The sequence below is a fragment of the Metabacillus sp. FJAT-52054 genome (assembly GCF_037201815.1).
GTDB classification, from domain to species: domain Bacteria; phylum Bacillota; class Bacilli; order Bacillales; family Bacillaceae; genus Metabacillus_B; species Metabacillus_B sediminis.
This window is the reverse complement of the sequence record NZ_CP147407.1, coordinates 3674031-3693379: the sequence shown is the minus strand read 5'-3', so window position 1 is coordinate 3693379 and position 19349 is coordinate 3674031. Positions and strand designations below refer to the sequence as shown.

9 protein-coding genes are annotated in these 19349 nt (G+C 44.2%); 6 read left to right on the top strand and 3 right to left on the bottom strand.

Going from position 1 to position 19349, the window contains the following annotated elements; genetic code table 11:
• The first annotated feature begins 153 nt into the window (after nucleotides 1-153).
• Nucleotides 154-459, top strand: a complete 306-nt coding sequence (locus tag WCV65_RS19080) for a transposase (protein WP_338778704.1) — start codon at nucleotides 154-156, stop codon at nucleotides 457-459.
• Nucleotides 432-1328, top strand: coding sequence for an IS3 family transposase (locus tag WCV65_RS19075; protein ID WP_338782110.1), 897 nt, complete (start codon nucleotides 432-434; stop codon nucleotides 1326-1328). The genes WCV65_RS19080 and WCV65_RS19075 overlap by 28 nt, the downstream gene beginning before the upstream one ends.
• A gap of 589 nt (nucleotides 1329-1917) precedes the next feature.
• Here the strand turns inward: WCV65_RS19075 and WCV65_RS19070 are convergent.
• Complete coding sequence (locus WCV65_RS19070; protein WP_338778702.1) at nucleotides 1918-2823, bottom strand: CPBP family intramembrane glutamic endopeptidase; 906 nt, start codon at nucleotides 2821-2823, stop codon at nucleotides 1918-1920.
• Nucleotides 2824-2967: 144 nt separating this feature from the next.
• Here WCV65_RS19070 and WCV65_RS19065 point away from each other — a divergent pair, with 144 nt between their 5' ends.
• Nucleotides 2968-3612 carry a competence protein ComK gene (locus WCV65_RS19065; protein WP_338778700.1) on the top strand — a complete coding sequence of 215 codons (645 nt, stop codon included), beginning with the start codon at nucleotides 2968-2970 and terminating at the stop codon, nucleotides 3610-3612.
• 27 nt (nucleotides 3613-3639) lie between these two features.
• On the opposite strand, the gene WCV65_RS19060 is transcribed toward WCV65_RS19065, so the two are convergent.
• Nucleotides 3640-6477, bottom strand: a complete 2838-nt coding sequence (locus WCV65_RS19060) for an EAL domain-containing protein (RefSeq protein ID WP_338778698.1) — start codon at nucleotides 6475-6477, stop codon at nucleotides 3640-3642.
• A gap of 153 nt (nucleotides 6478-6630) precedes the next feature.
• Entirely contained in the window at nucleotides 6631-7575 is a 945-nt protein-coding gene (locus WCV65_RS19055; protein WP_338778697.1) for a LytR family transcriptional regulator, read from the bottom strand.
• A 169-nt stretch (nucleotides 7576-7744) separates the two neighbouring features.
• Here WCV65_RS19055 and WCV65_RS19050 point away from each other — a divergent pair, with 169 nt between their 5' ends.
• The 3 genes from WCV65_RS19050 (at nucleotide 7745) to WCV65_RS19040 (ending at nucleotide 19212) form a co-directional block, all read left to right on the top strand.
• Nucleotides 7745-9706, top strand: a complete 1962-nt coding sequence (locus tag WCV65_RS19050; protein ID WP_338778696.1) for a hypothetical protein — start codon at nucleotides 7745-7747, stop codon at nucleotides 9704-9706.
• Between the two features lie 834 nt (nucleotides 9707-10540).
• Nucleotides 10541-15538 (top strand): lamin tail domain-containing protein, encoded by a 4998-nt coding sequence (locus WCV65_RS19045; RefSeq protein WP_338778694.1) that lies wholly within the window; start codon nucleotides 10541-10543, stop codon nucleotides 15536-15538.
• 194 nt (nucleotides 15539-15732) lie between these two features.
• On the top strand, nucleotides 15733-19212 hold the full coding sequence (locus tag WCV65_RS19040; RefSeq protein WP_338778692.1) for a S8 family peptidase: 3480 nt from the start codon (nucleotides 15733-15735) through the stop codon (nucleotides 19210-19212).
• Nucleotides 19213-19349 lie beyond the last annotated feature (137 nt).

Genomic DNA, 19349 nt, shown 5'->3' with positions numbered 1-19349 from the left:
AGGGGAAAGGGCTGTGCATGGTTATTGTGTTTGGCGGGAGTATGCAGGGGGCTGACCGTGGGGGTGAGGGGAGGGGCCTGTGCTATGCTCCCCATATAGTTTACAGGGTCTCCTTAGACATGTTAGTGTCTTCAATCAAAGGAGGAGATCCAGATGAGAAAATACTCAGCGGAATATAAAAAGAAAGTGGTTAAGTTTTATCATGACCATGCAGATATGGGCTATTTAAGTGTGGCTAGGGAGTTTGGCATCCCTTCTGACGAAACGGTGAGACGGTGGATTAAAAAGGATCAGGTAAAAGAGAAGCCAAAACCAGAAAAGCAAGAGGGGCAAACGACGAGAAGATGTCTTCCATCTGGATGGCCTAAACCAAGGACGCTAATGGAAGAGAAAGCTTTTTCAGATGCGGAGAATGCTTACTTAAAAAAGTTATTAGCCTTGAGAAAGGAGGGCAGATAACCAAATCAGAGCGATTTGAAATCATTCATCATTTGGTGGAGAACTATAGTATCTACAAACTTTGTCTCATAGCTGGTGTTTCCCGATATGGCTATTATAAGTGGAAAAAGAGGCTCTCACGGCCTCTAACTAAGGAGGAGAAGAGAAACCAGGAAATGGCCCTTCTTCTCAGGGAGAAGTATTTTGAGGAAAAGGGACGACAAGGATACCGCCAATTGACCACCTATTTGAGGGATCACCATGATCTGTTCGTCAATTACAAACGTGTAAGAAGGTTATTGAATAAGATGGGGCTGCATGCACGTCAGAGACGTAAGAAAATCAGACATTACGATCAAGAAAGCTACTTTGCACCTAACCTTTTAAAACGTAATTTTAAGACCGATTATCCGAATGATAAGTTATGTATTGATATCACTTACGTCTATGCAGGGAGTAAGCGATACTATCTATGTGCCATCATTGATTTATTCAACAAAGAAATCATTGCTTATCATTTGAGTGACAAGAATGATACGGAGCTAGTCTTGGATACGCTCAAAAAAGCAGATAAAAAAAGAGACCTGAAATGTGCCACCCTGCATAGCGACCAGGGACACCAATTCACGTCTCATAAATACAAAAACACACTTATAGGGTATCAAATCGTCCGTAGTATGTCTAGAAGGGGGAACTGTTGGGACAACGCACCGATTGAATCATTCTTCAGTCATTATAAGACAGAAGGTCTTTGGTTAGATCGTCCCCGCACGTTACAACAATTAGTGGAATCGACAGATGAATACATGGAGTTCTATAATCAGCGAAGATACCAAAAGAAATTAGGCTATCAATCACCGAAAGAGTTTTCTAAAAGCGTATCAAATTAAAAGAATCGACCCTGTAAACTTGACAGGGCGCAGTGCACTGACCCGCTCTTCTTCACCGCAAGTGGGGACAGAGGCAAGGCGCCTTAAAGCCTTGTGGGAGAAGAGGTTATCAGGCGAGGTGCCAGAGCTTTCGTGATGCAGAGAAAGTGGGGACTGGCACCGTGCCAGTCCCGTCATCCTTCACCGCAGAAGGGGACAGAGGAGCATCTCTTCAATCCCTTGCTGCATAAGGGTTTACAGATGGCGGTGCCAGAGCTTTCACTCTTTAGCAGAGTGGGGGACAGGCCCCGCTAGTCAGTATTTAACCCTTAAAACCGACACTGACCCCCACCGCATCACCGCAGCAGGGGTCAGAGGAAAGAAGCCGCCGCTTCAAATGGATATTGAGTTTGGATGATGGGGGGACGGAGGTTTAGTGCTTTATCAGAACGGGGGTCAGTGCATTGCACTGACCCCCGCTGCACCACCGCATCAAGGGACAGAGCAGCATCACTGCCATCCCATCCAGCACTAAGTTCAGCGATCGAAGGGGACGGAGCTTTAGTCCTTTACCGAACCGGGGGTCAGTGCAAAACCAGTGCAAAACCATTCAACCCCGCCCAACCCCATACCTCCTCACACTCAGCCAAAAAAACCCCCCAAATATAATCACCGTCCCAATCAGTGACGAAACGGGATCCACGTCACCTGATACGGAGAACACAGCCGGCAGTTTGCCTCCAACTGAGAGCTCATCGGATATAAATAGAAACAAAAAGATGTTGTTCGCCGCATGAGCACCGATTGAGAGCTCGGCTGTACCCGTTTTCAGTGCGATAAAGGTGAGCATGAATCCGGCGACGATGTATTCCAATCCAACCAGCAGCGCGGACCGGCCCATTTCGGGGTTGGCGAAGTGGAGGGATCCGAACACGAGAGCGATGATCAGGGCGATCAGGATGGGATGGCGCAATCCTTTTCCAAGCCATTGAACGAGGAACCCTCTGAAGAATAGCTCTTCAACGGTTGTTTGGATCGGCGTGAAAACCAGTACCAGACCGAGAAGAATTAAAAATTGCGAGGGGGATGTCTCGTTATTCAATGCAAGGCCATCCTTAAATAGGAGCCAATCGGCTACATTGAGGATCAGGTAGATTCCGATAAATATTCCGAATCCCCAGCCGATTCTTCCCCAATCCAGTCGTTCGCGATGGGTAATGAGAGACCGGAGCGTGCGTTTATGGATAAATCTTATCGCTATATACAATCCGAGCAGCCAGAATAAATAGGTGGCATGAAGCAGGACAAAGTCAATGAATGGGGAGAGTCCGACCGCACTGCCAAGGACTGTGTCAAAGTATGTATCCGGATTGCCGTCAAGGGCTGTTAATAGTAAAAGGCCAATGGCGTATACCGCTCCTCCGAGGACGATAAATAAAAGGATGACGAGCAGTGAAGAGATGTACCGTTTCCAGGAGTTCTCCCCGGTATCTGTTTTCCAATAAGTGTCGGTCATAATGGCTACCTCCGATTCTCGAAACAAAATATACAATTTATTTACAAAAATAACATATTTAGTGTTATAAAAGTCCTATATAATGATATTTGAAAATAGTTATATGTTACTATTTGAACATTCCGTTAAAGGGGGTGAAATGAAATGAAGCTCAGGAAAAGCAAAAAATCCCTTAACACTCAAGCCCTGCAAGGAAGCGTGTTAAGAGATCAGGTGCAGCAGAAAACTGCCTGTCCATATCATACCATTTATCTTAAATTAGCAGAAGGGGGAGAACAAATGAAAATCGTTGAGCAATATTTTATTCAAAAGAAGACCATGGCTCTCGAATCGAAATGGGACGAATATGGTCATGTGTATACGATTATTCATGAAGAGCATGAGAAGCTGATCATCAAGAAACCCGCAACGTTTGTGATTGAGTTTAATTGTGTATTTTATGGAAGCAGCTATAAGGGGCGTTTAAAGGCAGCTGGAGAAATATTGGTGGGACAGAAGCTGCTGCCAGTATGTATATGTGAATTCAATGACATCTATATGTTTCCAACCATGTCCCCTAAAAGTGATCAGGTTATCTGGCTTGCAGTCGATCATGTGAAGGAAGTTCGGTCATCGAAAAACAAATCGGTTGTGATTTTATCTAATGGAGATCAATTGTTTATCCCTCTGTTAAAAGAATACATAACAAGTAAGATTGGAAAAACCTCTCAGCTTGCCATGACCCTTCAGCAGCGGCGCAGGTATTTAATGGAACATAACTTTTGGAATGACAAGTATCCGTTCAAATAGAAAAAAGGGTGACCGAGCCATATCCGGTCACCCTTTCGTTTTTAGCTGTTTCATAATCTCTTCGATTGGCTGCGGTCTGCTGAACACATAGCCTTGTCCCTGAGGACAGCCGATTGAGTGGAGGAAGGCGGCTTGTTCATTCGTTTCCACGCCTTCTGCGATCACCGTCAGGCTCTTGCTTTCGGCAATTTGAATGACGGCTTGAACGATGGCTGCATCCTGTTCATTGCTAAGAATGTCCTGAATGAAGGAGCGGTCGATTTTAACAATATCGATCGGAAGGATTTTTAAATAATTCAATGAAGAAAATCCTGTCCCGAAATCATCGAGGGCGATGGCAATGCCTGCTTCCTTCAGTGTTTGGAGCTGCTTCAAGACGAGATCAAAATGGTCGATTACAACGCTTTCGGTGATTTCAATTTTAAACTGCTGTGCAGGAATGCTGTGCTCATGAAGCTTATCCATAATAAAAGCAGGCAGGGATTCATGATAAAACTGCTTAATGGAAATGTTGACGGCCACATTCAGATTGCCGCAGCCTGCTTGTTTAAGCTGATTCAAATCGTTCGCTGCGCGGTCGATGACCCATTCACCAATTTTGCGGATCATCCCGGTCTCCTCAGCCACAGGGATAAATTCAGCCGGGGACACGCTGCCGAGGCGGGGGTTGTTCCATCTGATCAGCGCCTCAAGGCCGGTCGTTTCCCTCGTTGCAAGCGATACCTGCGGCTGGTAATGAAGCGTGAATTCCTCAAGCTCCAGCGCCTTTAGCAGTTCATTTTCTATCTGGACTCTCCGTGCTAAATTGTTGTTCAGCTCCGGATTAAAGAATTCAAATGTGTTCTTTCCCTTTTCCTTCGCACTATACATGGCAATATCAGCAGTTGAGATCAAGTCATCAATCGTATCCGCGTGATTTGGATAAAGGCTGATTCCGATGCTGCACGTTACACTGACTTCATTTTCACCAATGGATATGGGCTTTGAGATTTCTTCAAGCAGTCTTTTAGAAATAGACTCAATGGATTCTTCTCCGTTTGCGGGAAGGGCGATCAGGAATTCATCGCCCCCATGGCGGCATAATATCGCGCGTTCCCCGCAAATGCCGCGGATTGTATCAGCAAGCTCCTTCAGCAATTCGTCACCGGTATCATGCCCGAGGGAATCGTTGATGAGCTTAAAGCGATCCAGATCACAGAACATAACGGCAACGGAACGGTCAAACTGCGAGGCGAGCCTCAGCTCTTTTTCCAGCTGTTCCGAAAAGGAATACCGGTTATGCATATTCGTCAGGACATCAAAATGGGCAAAGTACTCGAGCTTCTTTTGTTTGTTTCTGAGCTCAAGCATGACCCGGTTAAAATCACTAATCAGCGTTTCGAAGCTTTTGATCAGCCTGGAAACCTCTGTAATACTCGTTCTAGGCCATCGTATTTTCTGAGATGTCACTTTTGAAGCAGAAAGCTGATCTGTAATAAAAGAAAGCCTGCGAATGGATGATACCAGCATATTGCTCAGCCAATAGGCGATGAAAAATGAGAATCCGATAATAATCAGGACCAGGCCGAACAGCTTAATATAGCTGAGGTACAAATCATTTTGATACGGCTCAATTTTTACCGTTGTAAAGGGATGCCAGGGGATAAATGGAATATCCGCTTTTTCTGCTAAAAATGATTGCTTCCAGCGCTTCATTTTATTCGTATTCAGCTCTTCAGCAGGCTGCATAATAAACGGTTTTGATAAATTGACGTCACTCGAAAGCTGGCCGTTTTTCAGCTGGCTCAAATCATACATCGTCAAGGTATGCTCATCATATAAGCTGACCTCGATGTTTTCATGCGGCTCCATTCGATTCAGCATGATGAGCAAATCCTTAAGCTTATAGGTTGCAACGGCAAAGCCCGTGTAATTATTTTCATGAATAGGAACAACGATGCTCGTCATCTGCTCTCGAGTGAATTGATTAAAGTAAACATCCGTTACATAAGGGTGCAGCTCTGTCAGCTTGAGCATGGTCACGTCATAGAACGGGAGATTTGAAGCTTCTGAGTAGAGGTAATCCAATTCCTTCCGATGGTCAAAAACATAAATATCCTGAACGAACGGAAGCGTGCGGCCAAGGTCTTTCAAATGATTATCCATATTGCCGCTGCTTGCGATATAGAGTCTCAATGTATTTAGTGATGCCCGGTGAGTGGACTCCCAGCTCGTTAAAGAGGTGCTAATCATTTGCGTTTTTACGGAAGCAATTTCTCTAATATCCGTGAGTTCACTTCGGTATACTTTATTCCCCTCATAGACAAGCAGGAACATGGAAGGAATAAGAAAGACGGAGGTGAAGGTGATAAAAAGGAGCTCCTGAAAGCTTTTTGTTCGTGCTTTTTTCAAAATGTACTGCTGATAAATCAAATGAAGAATTGAAAAAATAAGGCAATTTAATATTCCGTTGACCATATATTTCAGAGCGACAATTGTGGTGTCCAGCACCTCAGTGCCAATTACCCCGTAATAGAAGAGAAAAATGAGCGGGGTTCCGATGGCAAACCAATACAATGCATCGAGAATGACGACATTCAGACCTCTCCTGCGGTGAAGCAAGTATACGATGAGGCATTCAGCGGTCAAAATAAAGACGCCAAAAAAATGATTCCACAAATAGAAGGTGACAAGGCTTGTCAATAGGGAGGCAGCCAGTCCAGGCTTAAAGCCATATGTGTAGATGATGATGAAAACAAAGATGGATCCAAATAAAAAATCAATGCCAAAAAACATTTCAATCGAGAAATAGTTACCGAGAATGCCAAGTATCGTTAATGTGATGGTTCCCAGCCATGCTAGCGGGTTTTTAAAGTGTGGAGTCAATGGAATCACCATAGTAGAAATTTGTCGGATTTTGAAGTCTGCTAGCATATTATAAGTGGGATTAGGAATTTTGCGCTAGAGGAAGAAGAAGGAATTTATATAAAATGAGTCTTTATACCTAGTTTAAAATAAAAAAATCCGGTTTTACCGGATTTAGTTAGTGCTGGCTGTGCTTGGTGTGATGTCCAGGCTCTCCTGCAGTTCTTTAGTTAAGGCAGTGCGCGTTTCTTCAGGCACCTCGAGGTAATACACCCCATCGATTTTTGTCCCTTTTCCATCAATTGAATGCTGAACCATTTTGCTGCTCGCATCCCGATAATTTGAAACCATATCCCACATATTATCAAAGGAAAGGTTCGTTTTCACATTGTTTTCGACGACACTCAGCATATCGCTGAATTTTGTAATGGATTGAATAGTGGCTCCTTTGGCAATGACCGCTTCAATTACTTTACGCTGACGAAGCTGGCGGCCGAAATCGCCATCCGGATCCTCATACCTCATCCTTGAATACTTAAGTGCCTGCTCGCCATTGAGTGTAATCGTACCTTTATTAAAGGTTTCATTTTCATAGGTGAAAGCAAGGTGGTTGTTGATTTGGATGCCGCCCACTGTATCAACAATCTGCTTAAAGCTTTCCATGTTGACTTTTACAAAATAATCGACATCGACTCCGAGGAATTTCTGAACAGTGGCAATGGTCATCGCTGTACCGCCAAATGCGTAAGCATGATTAATTTTGTCCGTCGTATTGTTCCCGACAATTTCCGTTCTTGTATCCCTTGGAATACTGACCATGTGCATTTCTTTTTTATTCGGATTGACCGTCATGTAGATAAGAGAATCGGAGCGGCCGGGATCATCCTTCCGTTCGTCCACGCCCATAAGCAGGATGGAGATAGGGTCTCTCTTTTCCAGGTTCACAATAGGCGTCGTCTTTTCGATTTTGACCTCTTCCTGAATATTGGCAACGGTATCATTTGTTCGTTTAATTAGATATCCCGCGTATAAACCGGCTCCCAGCAATAAAACCCCGATGACGGATAGAGTGATCCATAGCCACGTTCTCCGTTTCTTATTCTGTTTTTTCGCTCTCAAGCTTTTTTCCCTCGTTCCATTCATAATAGTCTATTTAAACCGATACATAAGTAGGGATTGACAGTTAGCGTTACTGATGAAATTTTGCCATATCTAAGTAAAATTGTCTATAAAAACTTGTAAAATACTAGAATGCTAAAGGGAAATACAGGAAGGAAGAACTGAGGAAATGAAAAAAATTTTGATTAGTGCATGGATTATGACGTGTTGTTTAGGATTTTTCCTGCAGCCTAAAGCAAGTTCAGCTCCAATTTTTCAAAAAATAGGACCTCAAATCACCAATTTAAATGTAACAGCAGCAGCAAGTGCCATGAATAAAAAAGGGGAGCCGCTCATGTATACCGTGTTGCAGGGTCTTCCGGCCAAACTCATTGTCACCAATTTATCCACTGGAAGAGTGGTGGATTCCGAGTCTCTGGATGGTTCAACGGCCGGCTGGTCTATACACGCCGATTCCGAGCAAGTATGGATTGGCACCACTCCAGGGGAACTGCTCTACCGTTATGATCCGAATTCTATGAAGCTTGCGAAAGCAGGAAAAGCAACCTCGAAAAATGGAACGACGATTTGGGGACTTGCATACAGTGCGCAGAGCGGAATTGTTTATGGGGTTTCTGCCAATGAAGGAAGGCTTTTCAGCTATGCATCCGGCAAATTTAAAGATCTTGGAACGGTCGTTTCAGGGAAAAAGGATGCGAAAAGCGTGGCAGCGGATGATGCAAACCGGCAGCTGTTTATTGGAACCGGCTCACCTGCAACGCTCGTTTCATATGACATTAAAACAGCGAAAAAGCAGAGCATGCTTCCATCCAGGTATATGTCACAGAAGCAGATTGATTCCATTAGAGTGGTTGGCTCGCTTGTTTTTGTGAAGCTCAATCCAGAAAATAAGATTCTCGTATTTGATGCGAAAAGCAAGAAGCTGACAGGGGAGCTCGCGGCAACCTCTAAAGGGGTGTCACCTAAATCCCCTAAAGAAAATGCCGTTTATTATGCAAATGGCACATCCCTGTACCGGTATAATTTAAGTTCTAAAAAATCGGAGCTTGTGGTAAATAACCGAATTCCAACCAGTATCGTGTCCCTTGATTTCGTTGTATTCCCAGGTTCACCCGAAGCTGTTTTAACAGGCAAGGTAGGAAATGCCGACCGCTATTTTACCTATAAAGCCTCTAGCCATTCCTATGAAAACCTGAATCTTGTACTGCCTCCGCAAGCGGTAGAGGTACATAAAATCGGAGCAGGGGCTGACGGGAAAATATACAGCTCCGGATTTTTGAACGGAAAGATGGGAACATACCACCCTTCAACTGGAACAAGTGTCATACAAGAAGCAATCGGCCAAATGGAGAGCATGGCTTCAGCGAATGGAAAGCTGTACTTTGGTGTCTATCCCGGTGCGAAAATATTGGAATACAATCCGTCTGCTGCTTGGGTTGCCGGAAAAAATCCTAAACAGGTCGCAGCTTTTGATGGAAGCGGCCAGGACCGGCCAATGGCAGCTGCAGCTGTACCCGGTTCAAAACAAATTGTTTTTGGAACCGCACCGAGAGCGGGGAAAAACGGAGGAGCGCTTGCCATTTATGATACAGCGAGCCGAAAAGCTTCTATCCGCCATCAAATCGTAAAGGACCAAAGCATCGTTTCCCTTGCATATCATTCAGGGAGTAAAAAAGTATACGCCGGAACCTCCATTTTCGGGAAAGCAAATGTAGATAAGAACAAAACAAACGCTGTGCTGTTTGCCCTTCCGGCAGGCAATTTAATGGCAAAGCCTGAAATCATCCGCCTTCCGTTTAAGCACGTACAATATATCTCAGCCCTTGCCGCTGCCAAGGATGGCCGAATCGTCGGAATAGCGGATGGAAACGTGTTTATCTATACCCCTGGAAAAGGTGTCACCATCCAGCGTCCGGTCGTGAAAAGCGTCTCAGGCTACACACCTCATGCATCCCTTGCCATTGGAAAAGACGGCAATGTATATGGCACGGTGGAGAAGGTATTGTTTAAGCTTGATATGAAAAGCTACAAAACTTCCATTATACGGAATGGTACGGATCAAGTAACGCCGGATCATACAGGGACACTATATTTTCACGACAAGAAGGAGTTGTGGAAAGTTAGTCTATAAACCTTGTCGGTAATGGCGGCAGGTGCGAAGATTTATCCGACAAATAATGTGCAGCGGACAAATTAAGGGTACGATCGGCTAAAAAAGTGTAGAGGAAGGCTAAAAAGCAGAGTGGAACGGCTAAATAAAGTGCACCACCGGACAAATAAAATGCAACGGACAAATTCCGGTTCCGATCGGATAAAAAAGTGGGGAGAACGGCTAAAAACAGAGCGGAACGGCTAAATAAAGTACTCCATCGGACAAATAAAATACAGCGGACAAATTAAGGGTACGACCGGCTAAAAAGTGGGGAGAACGGCTAAAAAGCAAAGCGGGACGGCTAAATAAAGTGCGCCATCGGACAAATAAAATGCAGCGGACAAATTAAGGGTAGGATCGGCTAAAAAAGTATGAAGAACGGCTAAAAAGCAGAGTGGAACGGCTAAATAAAGTGCGCCACCGGACAAATAAAATACAACGGACAAATTCCGGTTCCGATCGGCCAAAAAAGTGTAAAGAACGGCTAAAAAGCAAAGCGGGACAGCTAAATAAAGTGTGCCATCGGACAAATAAAATGCAGCGGACAAATTCCGGTTCCGACCGGCTAAATAAGATGCGAGATTGTCTAAATAGTAAGTTTGACCGGCTTTATAAACTCCACCATAGGTACCTAGCGAATACTTGCTACGTAAATAACAACAAGCATTAATCTAAAAAAGTCAATCGGAAAATTGTTAATTTTTACATTGTAAAATTAATTAATATTTACGAATGTTTTAAAAATTCCCCCAGCTATCTTAGTAATCCATATGTAAAATTATGGCGATATTACGAGGATAGCGGGGGTTAATCATGAGGAAGAACAAGCTTTTATCTGGATTTCTTGTATTTGTTTTTACCTTATCAACAATTGTAAGTGCAATACCTGCTGGTGCTGTAAAGGCAGCAGAGCAGGAAGTGAGGGCGACACAGCTTTTGATTACGGAGATCTCTCCAAATAATAAAGGTACGGATTCGTTTGAATACATAGAGCTTTATAATCCAACCGATTCAGAGATGGACTTAAGTAAATGTAAATTTGTTTATCAATATCCAAAGACACCTGGATCTGATTACGAAATTACTCCAATGCCTCCGGTCACGATTAAACCAGGGAAAACGGCTGTTTTATGGTTCAACCTTAACGGTAAAACAGCTTCAGACTTTAATCAGCATTATGGAGTAACACTAGGAGAGGATAACCTTTTCGCTTTTAAAGTGAATTTTAAAGGGTTTGCTAATGGCGGTGACCGCGGCATCCTAATAAAAGATGAGAACGGCCAGCCTGTTGTATCCGCTTCTTACCTTCCCAACGAATCAAACGATGAAGGAGCCGATATCCATTTCAAGGCACCGGAGTCCGGGACTGCAATGAAAACGTTCAAAACACTTGCAGTGCCGACACCAGGAACCATCGAGGAAGAACAGGCTTATAAACCGGCAGGACCGGATACAGAAGCTCCAAGCATTAAATTCGAACCGGTTGCAAGCGGGTCTGCTTATTCTCCGATTTTGATTAGAGCAGAGATTAAAGACAACAGAATGGTGTCACAGGCTCAGCTACACTATAAAAAAACGGGTGAATCGGAGTTTAAAGCTGTTCCGATGACAGCGTCACCTGATAAACCAGATTCCTACACAGGCCAGATCGACGGCAGTGATGCTGTGGCGGATTTGGTCTATTACGTGAGTGCTTCAGACGGAAAAAATACGGCGCAAACTGAAGAGGCGACGATTACCATCGCTCCATCGAACGCCAATCCTGCAAATGTGCCTCCCCTTCTCATAACAGAAGCTGTGCCGAATTCAACGAACGTGGGCAGCTCGGATGGCTATGAATTTATTGAGGTCTATAACAACACAAACGAAGAACTGAACTTTAAAGATTATAAGATTCAATACCGCTCAGGCGCTGAAGCGGCAACAGATATTGTATGGCCGTCCATTCCGGAAGAAGCCGTAATTCCGGCAGGGGAAACACTCGTTTTCTGGATTATAAACGCAGCAAATCAGGATAAAACGGCTGCAGACTTTAATAAAAATTACGGTAGTAATCTAGAGGAAAACAAAAACCTCGTCAAAATTTACAGCGACGGAATGTCCAACACGCTGATGAGAGGTCTTGTCGTCGCGACAAACAGCGGAAGGGAACTGAACGTTGCGTACTACAATGATGTTCCGAACGTCAACGATGCAGCCACTGATAAAGGAATTAATTATACGTTTCCTCAGGATGGATCAACGAAACAATTAAAGGTGAACGCCGCGAAAGAAAAGGCAACGCCGGGAGCAGTTAGGGAATATCAGGTTCCATCTAAGCCGGTTCAGCTTATTGAAGATAAGACCAGTCCAACAATCAATGATTTAACGGACAAAACAAGTACAGACGAACTGAGTGACTTTGCTATTACTGCTGAAGCGCTGGATAATGAAGAGGTTAAATCCGTAAAATTATTCGTTAGAACCGACAATGGAGTCTATAAGGAATCGATCATAAAACAGGACTATAACGATACGCTATACCACCATACCGTCTACTTGCCGGATTTAATCGGCAAGAAAACGCTGGACTATTATTTTACGGTTTCGGATGGGAAAAACGAAACGAAAACAGAACCTGTCCGAGTGAATATCAAAAGCAGTCTTGATGCCTCTGCACTTCGGCTGAATGTGAAGGATGGGGAGTATGTCGCCGGAGACAAATTGTTAAGAGCGGCTCCAGGAGACGCACAATTTATGCTTGATGGAAAAGCATTCGAGGGAAATGGCTCTTCTTCTCTGGAGCACGAGGCGTATTTTGCGGTTGATGTAAATAATGTAAACACCTTCTTCCAAAACGGAATGACGATGGGCGACGACATACTCCGGATTTTTGATGATTTCATTATTAAATGGCAGACGATTTACGTTCCAATTGAACCGAACCGCCTTAAGGCAGGCGACAACATACTAACTGTCCGTTCAGGAACTAAAGCGAGTCCATTTGATCTTGAATCTGCTGAGAACCGCGACGACTTTGATATGAAGAATCCGAGGCTTGTTCTTAGAGACGGCACTATCATTAAAGATCCTGCCCATTCAAATCCTGAAAACAACTTGAATGTCGGAGATGGGGCAGGTTCTTCCAAATTTTTTGATTTTCATTTTAACTTAACCGATGAGCACCTTCAGGCAAAAGCCTATACGTGGAATACAAAAACGGCTGCCGACGGAGAACATACGGTTAGCATAAAAGATGGCAGCCAGACGTTAACGAGAAAAGTCATCGTTGATAACACAGCACCTGAAATAAAACCTACTATAATAGAAGGAAAAGAATATAAAGGGGCATTTTCTATAGATGCCGCGGTTACTGATGCGGGATCAGGCTTGAGGAAATCGGAAGTGAAACTAGACGGCAAGGATGTAAAGCTTCCGCAGCAGGCATCTGCTTCAGCCATGACCCCGGGCAGCCATACTTTATTCATTAAGGCGGAGGACAAGGCCGGAAATATAAAAGAAGAAACGATTACGTTCAAAACGGTTTCTGAAAATCCGGATCCGCCTCAATTAATCAGCCCGGAAATGAATGCGACAGCAGATAACAATCCGATTCTCTCTGTTCGGACTGCCGATCCGACAGGCGATACCATGAACGTTTCCTTCTATAAAGGATATACGTATAACGCGAGCCAGAAGACACAGGTGGAAGTGTTCAAAAATGCAGTAGATATTGAGCCTCCTGCAACAGCTGTGCCGGCAGGGGAAACGCCACTGTCAGATGAAGAACGGGCACTCGTCTCGAAAGCGGATAACCAATACGTCACGACAGACTCAGGGACACAATTTCCCTATCATCGCTTTGATGTAAAAGTGGAGGGTCAATTGGATGCTAAGGACCGTATCGAGCTTTCATGGAAAGGCCACTCGATAGAGGGCAGAAAAGTGACGATGTATGCATGGAATCATCGTAATGCCCATTGGTCTGTTATTGACTATTCTGTTGCGGGCAAAGAGGATTTCATTTTAAAAGGAAATGCAGCAGCAGGAGAGTTTGTGAAGGACAGCAAAATCAATGTCATGATTCAGGATGAAATCCCTGCATCGTCCAATGACTATGACTATACATTTGTCTGGATGTCAGACACGCAGTACTATTCCGAAAGCTATCCTGAAATCTATAACTCTCAGACAAAATGGATAGCAGAAAACAAGGAAAAGATGAAAATAAAATATGTGATGCATACTGGCGATCTCGTGAATATGGCGAACCAGGAATATCAATGGGAAGCGGCCGATAAGTATATGAAAACGCTGGAGGATGCGAATGTACCATACGGGGTGCTTGCCGGGAACCATGATGTTGATCACAAAACAAGTGATTACAATCAATTCTGGAAATACTTCGGGGAAGACCGTTATAAAAACCAGCCATATTACGGTGAATCCTTCCAAAATAATAAAGGGCACTATGATTTGATTTCAGCGAATGGAAATGACTACCTTATGCTGTATATGGGCTGGGGAATCGATGAAGAAGGAATTGCCTGGATGAACAAAGTATTAAGTGAACATCCGGACCGCAAAGCCATTCTGAACTTCCATGAATATATGATGGCGACAGGAGTCAGACATCCTTTGGGTGATAAGCTGTTCAATGAGATTGTTGTACCTAATAATAACGTTATAGCTGTTCTAAGCGGACACTATCATGAAGCCCGTCTTCTTACCGATCAAATAGATGACAATGGAGACGGCAAGCCGGATCGTGCGGTGCCTCAAATGCTTGCCGACTATCAGGCAGGTCCTGAAGGCGGTCAAGGCTATATGAGACTTCTTCATTTTGATGCGGATTCAAACCGGATCATCGTCAATACGTACTCCCCGTATATGAAAGATTACAATTTTTATAATACGGGAGATTTTCCAAACAAGGACGAGTTCGTGCTGAATCTTGATTTAACTCCACAGGATAAACGGGTGGCAACCGACTATTTTGCTGTGAATGTCTACACAGATGAAAAGATCGGTGAAATTCAAAATGTGAAAAGCGGGGATTCTGCATCCATTCAATGGAACGGCCTGAGAGAAGGAACCGTTTATTCCTGGTATGCAGCAGCGAGCGACAAGTTTACCGGTAAATCCGAATCGGATATTTGGAGCTTTACAAAAGGGAAGCCTGCCGTGGAAGATACCCCAGTTCCGCCGGTGACCCCGGACGAGCCGGAAACACCAGATGAGCCTGATACTCCGGATGAACCGGAAACAGAGCTAGAGCAGCCAGAGGATATTAAAGCCGAATCCCTGCCGGAAGGAAGAGCGGCAGTCCGGACGAAAGCCGGAATTTATAAGCTTGAACCCGATGGGAAGCTGAATTTATTGCGTACAGCACAAAAGGGAGAGTCCATTCGTGTGTATGGCGCAGGGAAAGATTGGCTGAATGTCGGCGGAACCTATTATATGAAGCGTGAAGACGTCAGTGTCTATGAAGGAAGAGTGCTTATTAAAAAACAGATGCCTCTCTATTCTCCGGATGGGACTGTGAGCCGCATGCTGAAGCAAGGAGAAGCGATCAAGGTTTATGATAGGAAGGAAGGCCGCTTTGAAGTGGGCGGCGGCTACACCATTAGGAAAGATCATGCTGCCCTTTATTATGAGGGAATGGTTAAGATTACAGAAAAAGCCGTTCTATATCAGGATGGAAAAGCTTTAAAATCTTTAAGTCCGAATCTTCAATTCAGAGTATATGAAGTGAAGGACAACCGACTGCAGCTTGGCGGCGGTGCCTATGTTATTTTCAACAGCGACCGAATGATCTACCAGAAAAATTAACAGGAGTCGGACTGCACCAATACCTGCAGTCCGACTTTTTTTGATCTCCTTCTTCATTCCCCGGGAAATTTCCGTCTTTCCTGCACAAAACCTGTCACAAAAAAGACTCAAATAATAAAAAGGTAAAATGTGGGTGGCGTCGTATTTGTTTTAGTGGAGAATATTTCCACTGACAAAAAGACGGGGGTAAAATTGTGAGAAAACCATTAAAAAAGGCATTAAGCGGCATTGTAACCGCAGCACTCATCTTCAGCGCACTGCCGGGAGTATCTGCAGCGGCCGTAGAAAAAGGACCCAAATCAGAAGCTGCTATTAAAGAGCTTTTAAAACAGCATCAAGGCAAACAAGGGAAAACAAGCAGTGTAAAAAAAGAAAAAGATCAGAAGTTTGCGGATAAAACGTTAATGATTAAATACAAAACACCGATTTCCGCTCAGGCTCACCAGCGCGCTGGAGGAAAGCTCATCCAGCGGGTAGCGGCACTCGGTTATGATATTGTTCAGGTGAATGGAAAGATCTCCATGGAGGATGCGGGGAAAAACTATGCATCGATGCCTGGAGTGTCATCTATTTCTAAAAGCGCTTTACTGAAACAAGCAGGAGGGCCGGATTTAAAGGCGTCTGTATTGTACCACTTAAATACACTGAATATCCCGGAAGCGTCAAAATTGGCCGGGAAACATAAAGTGCGGGTTGCCGTCGTTGACACAGGCGTGGATGCGAAGCACCCTGAACTGAAAAATAAGATAAAAGGCAATAAAAATGTGATGAATCCTGCCCAAAACGGGTTGGTTGACGTTCATGGGACTCATGTTTCAGGGATTATTGCTGCTGAGAAGAACAACGGGACTGGCGGATACGGCATCAACCCTAATGCAGACATTCTTTCGATCGACGTATTTAACCGATCCTTTTTTGCTAATGACTATGTCGTGGCCCAGGGAATTCTTACGGCCATTGAACAAAAGGCTCAAGTCATCAATCTCTCCTTGAGTTCTTGGTTCCCATCGCCAATCATTGAGGATGCCGTTCAAAAAGCGATTGATGCCAACATTACCGTCGTTGCGGCAGCTGGAAACAGCGGACTGAATATACAGGAATACCCGGCATCCTTCGAAGGGGTTATCGCAGTTGGAAGCACAAACAGCAAAAATAAGCTTTCCGGCTACTCGACTTTCGGTCCATCAGTAGATGTGGTTGCACCTGGAGAGGATGTATATTCCACCCTTTTTGATTTTGAAAAAGGCTCTTCCTACGGAAAAATGAGCGGGACGTCCATGTCATCTCCGGCTGTAGCGGGTGTCGTTTCTTTAATGCTCAGCAAAAATCCAAAGCTTACGCCCTATCAGATTAATTACATTTTAAACAAAACAGCGAAGGATCTTGGGACGAAGGGATATGACATCTCCTACGGAAACGGCCTGATTGATCCAGTTGCTGCTTTGAAATATGATGTGAAAAAGGTTCCGGCCAATCCAAAGCTTCCGGCAGATAAAAAGCTTGGTGCTGCAAAAGCGGTTGCTGTTGAGTATGGGAAAGCAAATACGGTTTCCGGCTCCTTTAAGAAAATGAATCAAAATGATCTCTACAAGCTGAATGTCAAAAAAGGCGAGTTTGTTCAAACGAAATTGACCGGGTCCTCGAATTATGACTATGTCCTTGGCCTTGAGTTTTATAAGGGAAAGGAAACGAAAGCTGCTTCCACTCAAAAAATCAATGATCAAGGAGATAATGGAACCGAAGGAACGTTGTTTGAAGCAAAAGAAGATGGCGTCCTGCTCGTATCTGTTAAGGATGCATACGGCAATTATAGTGAGGCCGATCTCTCTAAGTATGGATTGAGCATCGAAAAACACAGTACGAAGCTCGAGGACACGAATACGATGGAGGCACCTGAAAAGGTTACAGTCCTTCCATATCAATCAGATAAACCTTTTTACTTTACAGATGAGTCGGCCGACATGCCTCCAGCAGATGAGGGCACGAAAGACCAGGGACAGGAAGAAAATCCGTCTAAGCCTGCCCTCAAAGGAGACAGCGATTACTTCTCATTTAAAACCGGTGAAGTCAAAGCTGGGGAAATGATGAAATTTGCTTTATCAGGAGTCGCTGGAATTGATTCGAATCTGAAAATCTCCATGATGGTCGAGGAGGAAGGAGAAAAATTCCCGAGCGAACTTGGAATGGCGGATACGAAAGGGCCGGGACAAGGGGAAGAAGTGATCTTCCAGGCAAGCCCGAACACCGAATACTTGATTGAGGTATCGAATAAACCAAGCATGGATGCTTGGATGTGGATGATGATGACCGGAGAACAGGTCATTGACCTGGATCGCAATTTTTCTTCCCACCTTCCATATGAAGTTTCCTTATCCAGCCAGGTAATAGAGGCGGATGAAGATAACTTCCCTGAAATGAGAGAGGGTTCTGCTGAAGGGGAAAAACCATTAAGTGCCGCGGACGCTATTAAAAGAAGTGAAATAATCGTGGATGATTCATCTCCAATTGATTCCTTTGAGGAGTATATTCAGCGTGTATTAAGCAGCGCCCTTCCTTATAAGACAGGAAGCACGTCAAAAGGATACATTCAGTACATGGGGGATGAGGATTGGTATGCATTCACCCCTGACGAGCATGCGATTTACGATTTTACATTTGCAAACGGAAGGGAATCCTATGTCCCTGCTATGGATATCTATCGATACGATGAAAAAGTGAAGGATCTGATTCCGCTTGCTACAAACATCCAGTTGACGGGAAATAGTTACGGCCCTGCTGCTAAATATGAAGCAGGCTTGAAAAAAGGGCAAACCTACTATTTGAAAATGGCGGATATCAATTATCAGGCTTCACTCTATCCATATGAATTCACGGTTAAAGCGACACATAAAAACACAGCTGATAAATATGAAACAAATGATGATTATGCTCAAGCAAATCCAATTGGCTTAACCTCGGTTGAAGGAAACTTCTCTTCAATCGGCGATATGGATATGTTTTATTTCAAACCGGCAGCGAGCGGTTTATATGGATATGCCATCCAGCCAATGCCAGAGAAAATCACGGGCGCTAAGGTCGCTGAAAACCTTAAGGCTGCCATTGACCCGGTATTGGTTACCATTGAAGACACAAATGGAAACGGAAAGCTTGAACCTGAGGAGGAAGGGAACTTTATTATTTCCGATTACGGCTTTGATAATGATCCTGAATCGGGATCGCTCGAAGGAAAGAAAGGAAAAGGCTATTTTGCGGTGGCATTGAATTACTGGGGGACACAAACAACCCTTGTTCCTTACAAACTAACCTTTGCCAAAATGGGCGGGAAGGATGAGGACAGCGGCTCTGTTGTGAAACAAGGAATCCCAAGCAAGCCGGCTTCCCTGAAGAACGGATCAGCAAAAGGCTACTTCCAATCACCAAAGGATTCTGATACGTATAAGCTCGTCCTAACCAAGGACAAAAAGCTGACTGCAGCTCTCAAAACTCCATTTGGTACAGACGGCAAAGTAACCGTTTATAATTCAAAAGGAAAAGCAATCTGGACAGCTGACCAATACGGTACAGGAGATTCCGAACTGTTCAAGCTCAGCCTTAAAAAAGGAACCTACTACGTAAAGGTTGAAGAAGCAATGAACCGGGTGAGTATGTCCCCTTATGAACTAACCATTAAATAATTTAATGGTCCTTCTGTAAACCCAGACCACTCGCTTTGTGAGTGGTCTGGGTTTTTTTATGTACTTAAAAATTAGGTTAGGATGATTGTAGCTCTTTTAGAAGGAGACCTGCAGCAGGAATCAGCCACACCTCTTTT

Coding starts and splice junctions, on each gene's coding strand:
- WCV65_RS19080 (WP_338778704.1), top strand. CDS start 154: ATGAGAAAATACTCAGCGGAATATAAAAAGAAAGTGGTTAAGTTTTAT.
- WCV65_RS19070 (WP_338778702.1), bottom strand. CDS start 2,823: ATGACCGACACTTATTGGAAAACAGATACCGGGGAGAACTCCTGGAAA.
- WCV65_RS19065 (WP_338778700.1), top strand. CDS start 2,968: ATGAAGCTCAGGAAAAGCAAAAAATCCCTTAACACTCAAGCCCTGCAA.
- WCV65_RS19050 (WP_338778696.1), top strand. CDS start 7,745: ATGAAAAAAATTTTGATTAGTGCATGGATTATGACGTGTTGTTTAGGA.
- WCV65_RS19045 (WP_338778694.1), top strand. CDS start 10,541: ATGAGGAAGAACAAGCTTTTATCTGGATTTCTTGTATTTGTTTTTACC.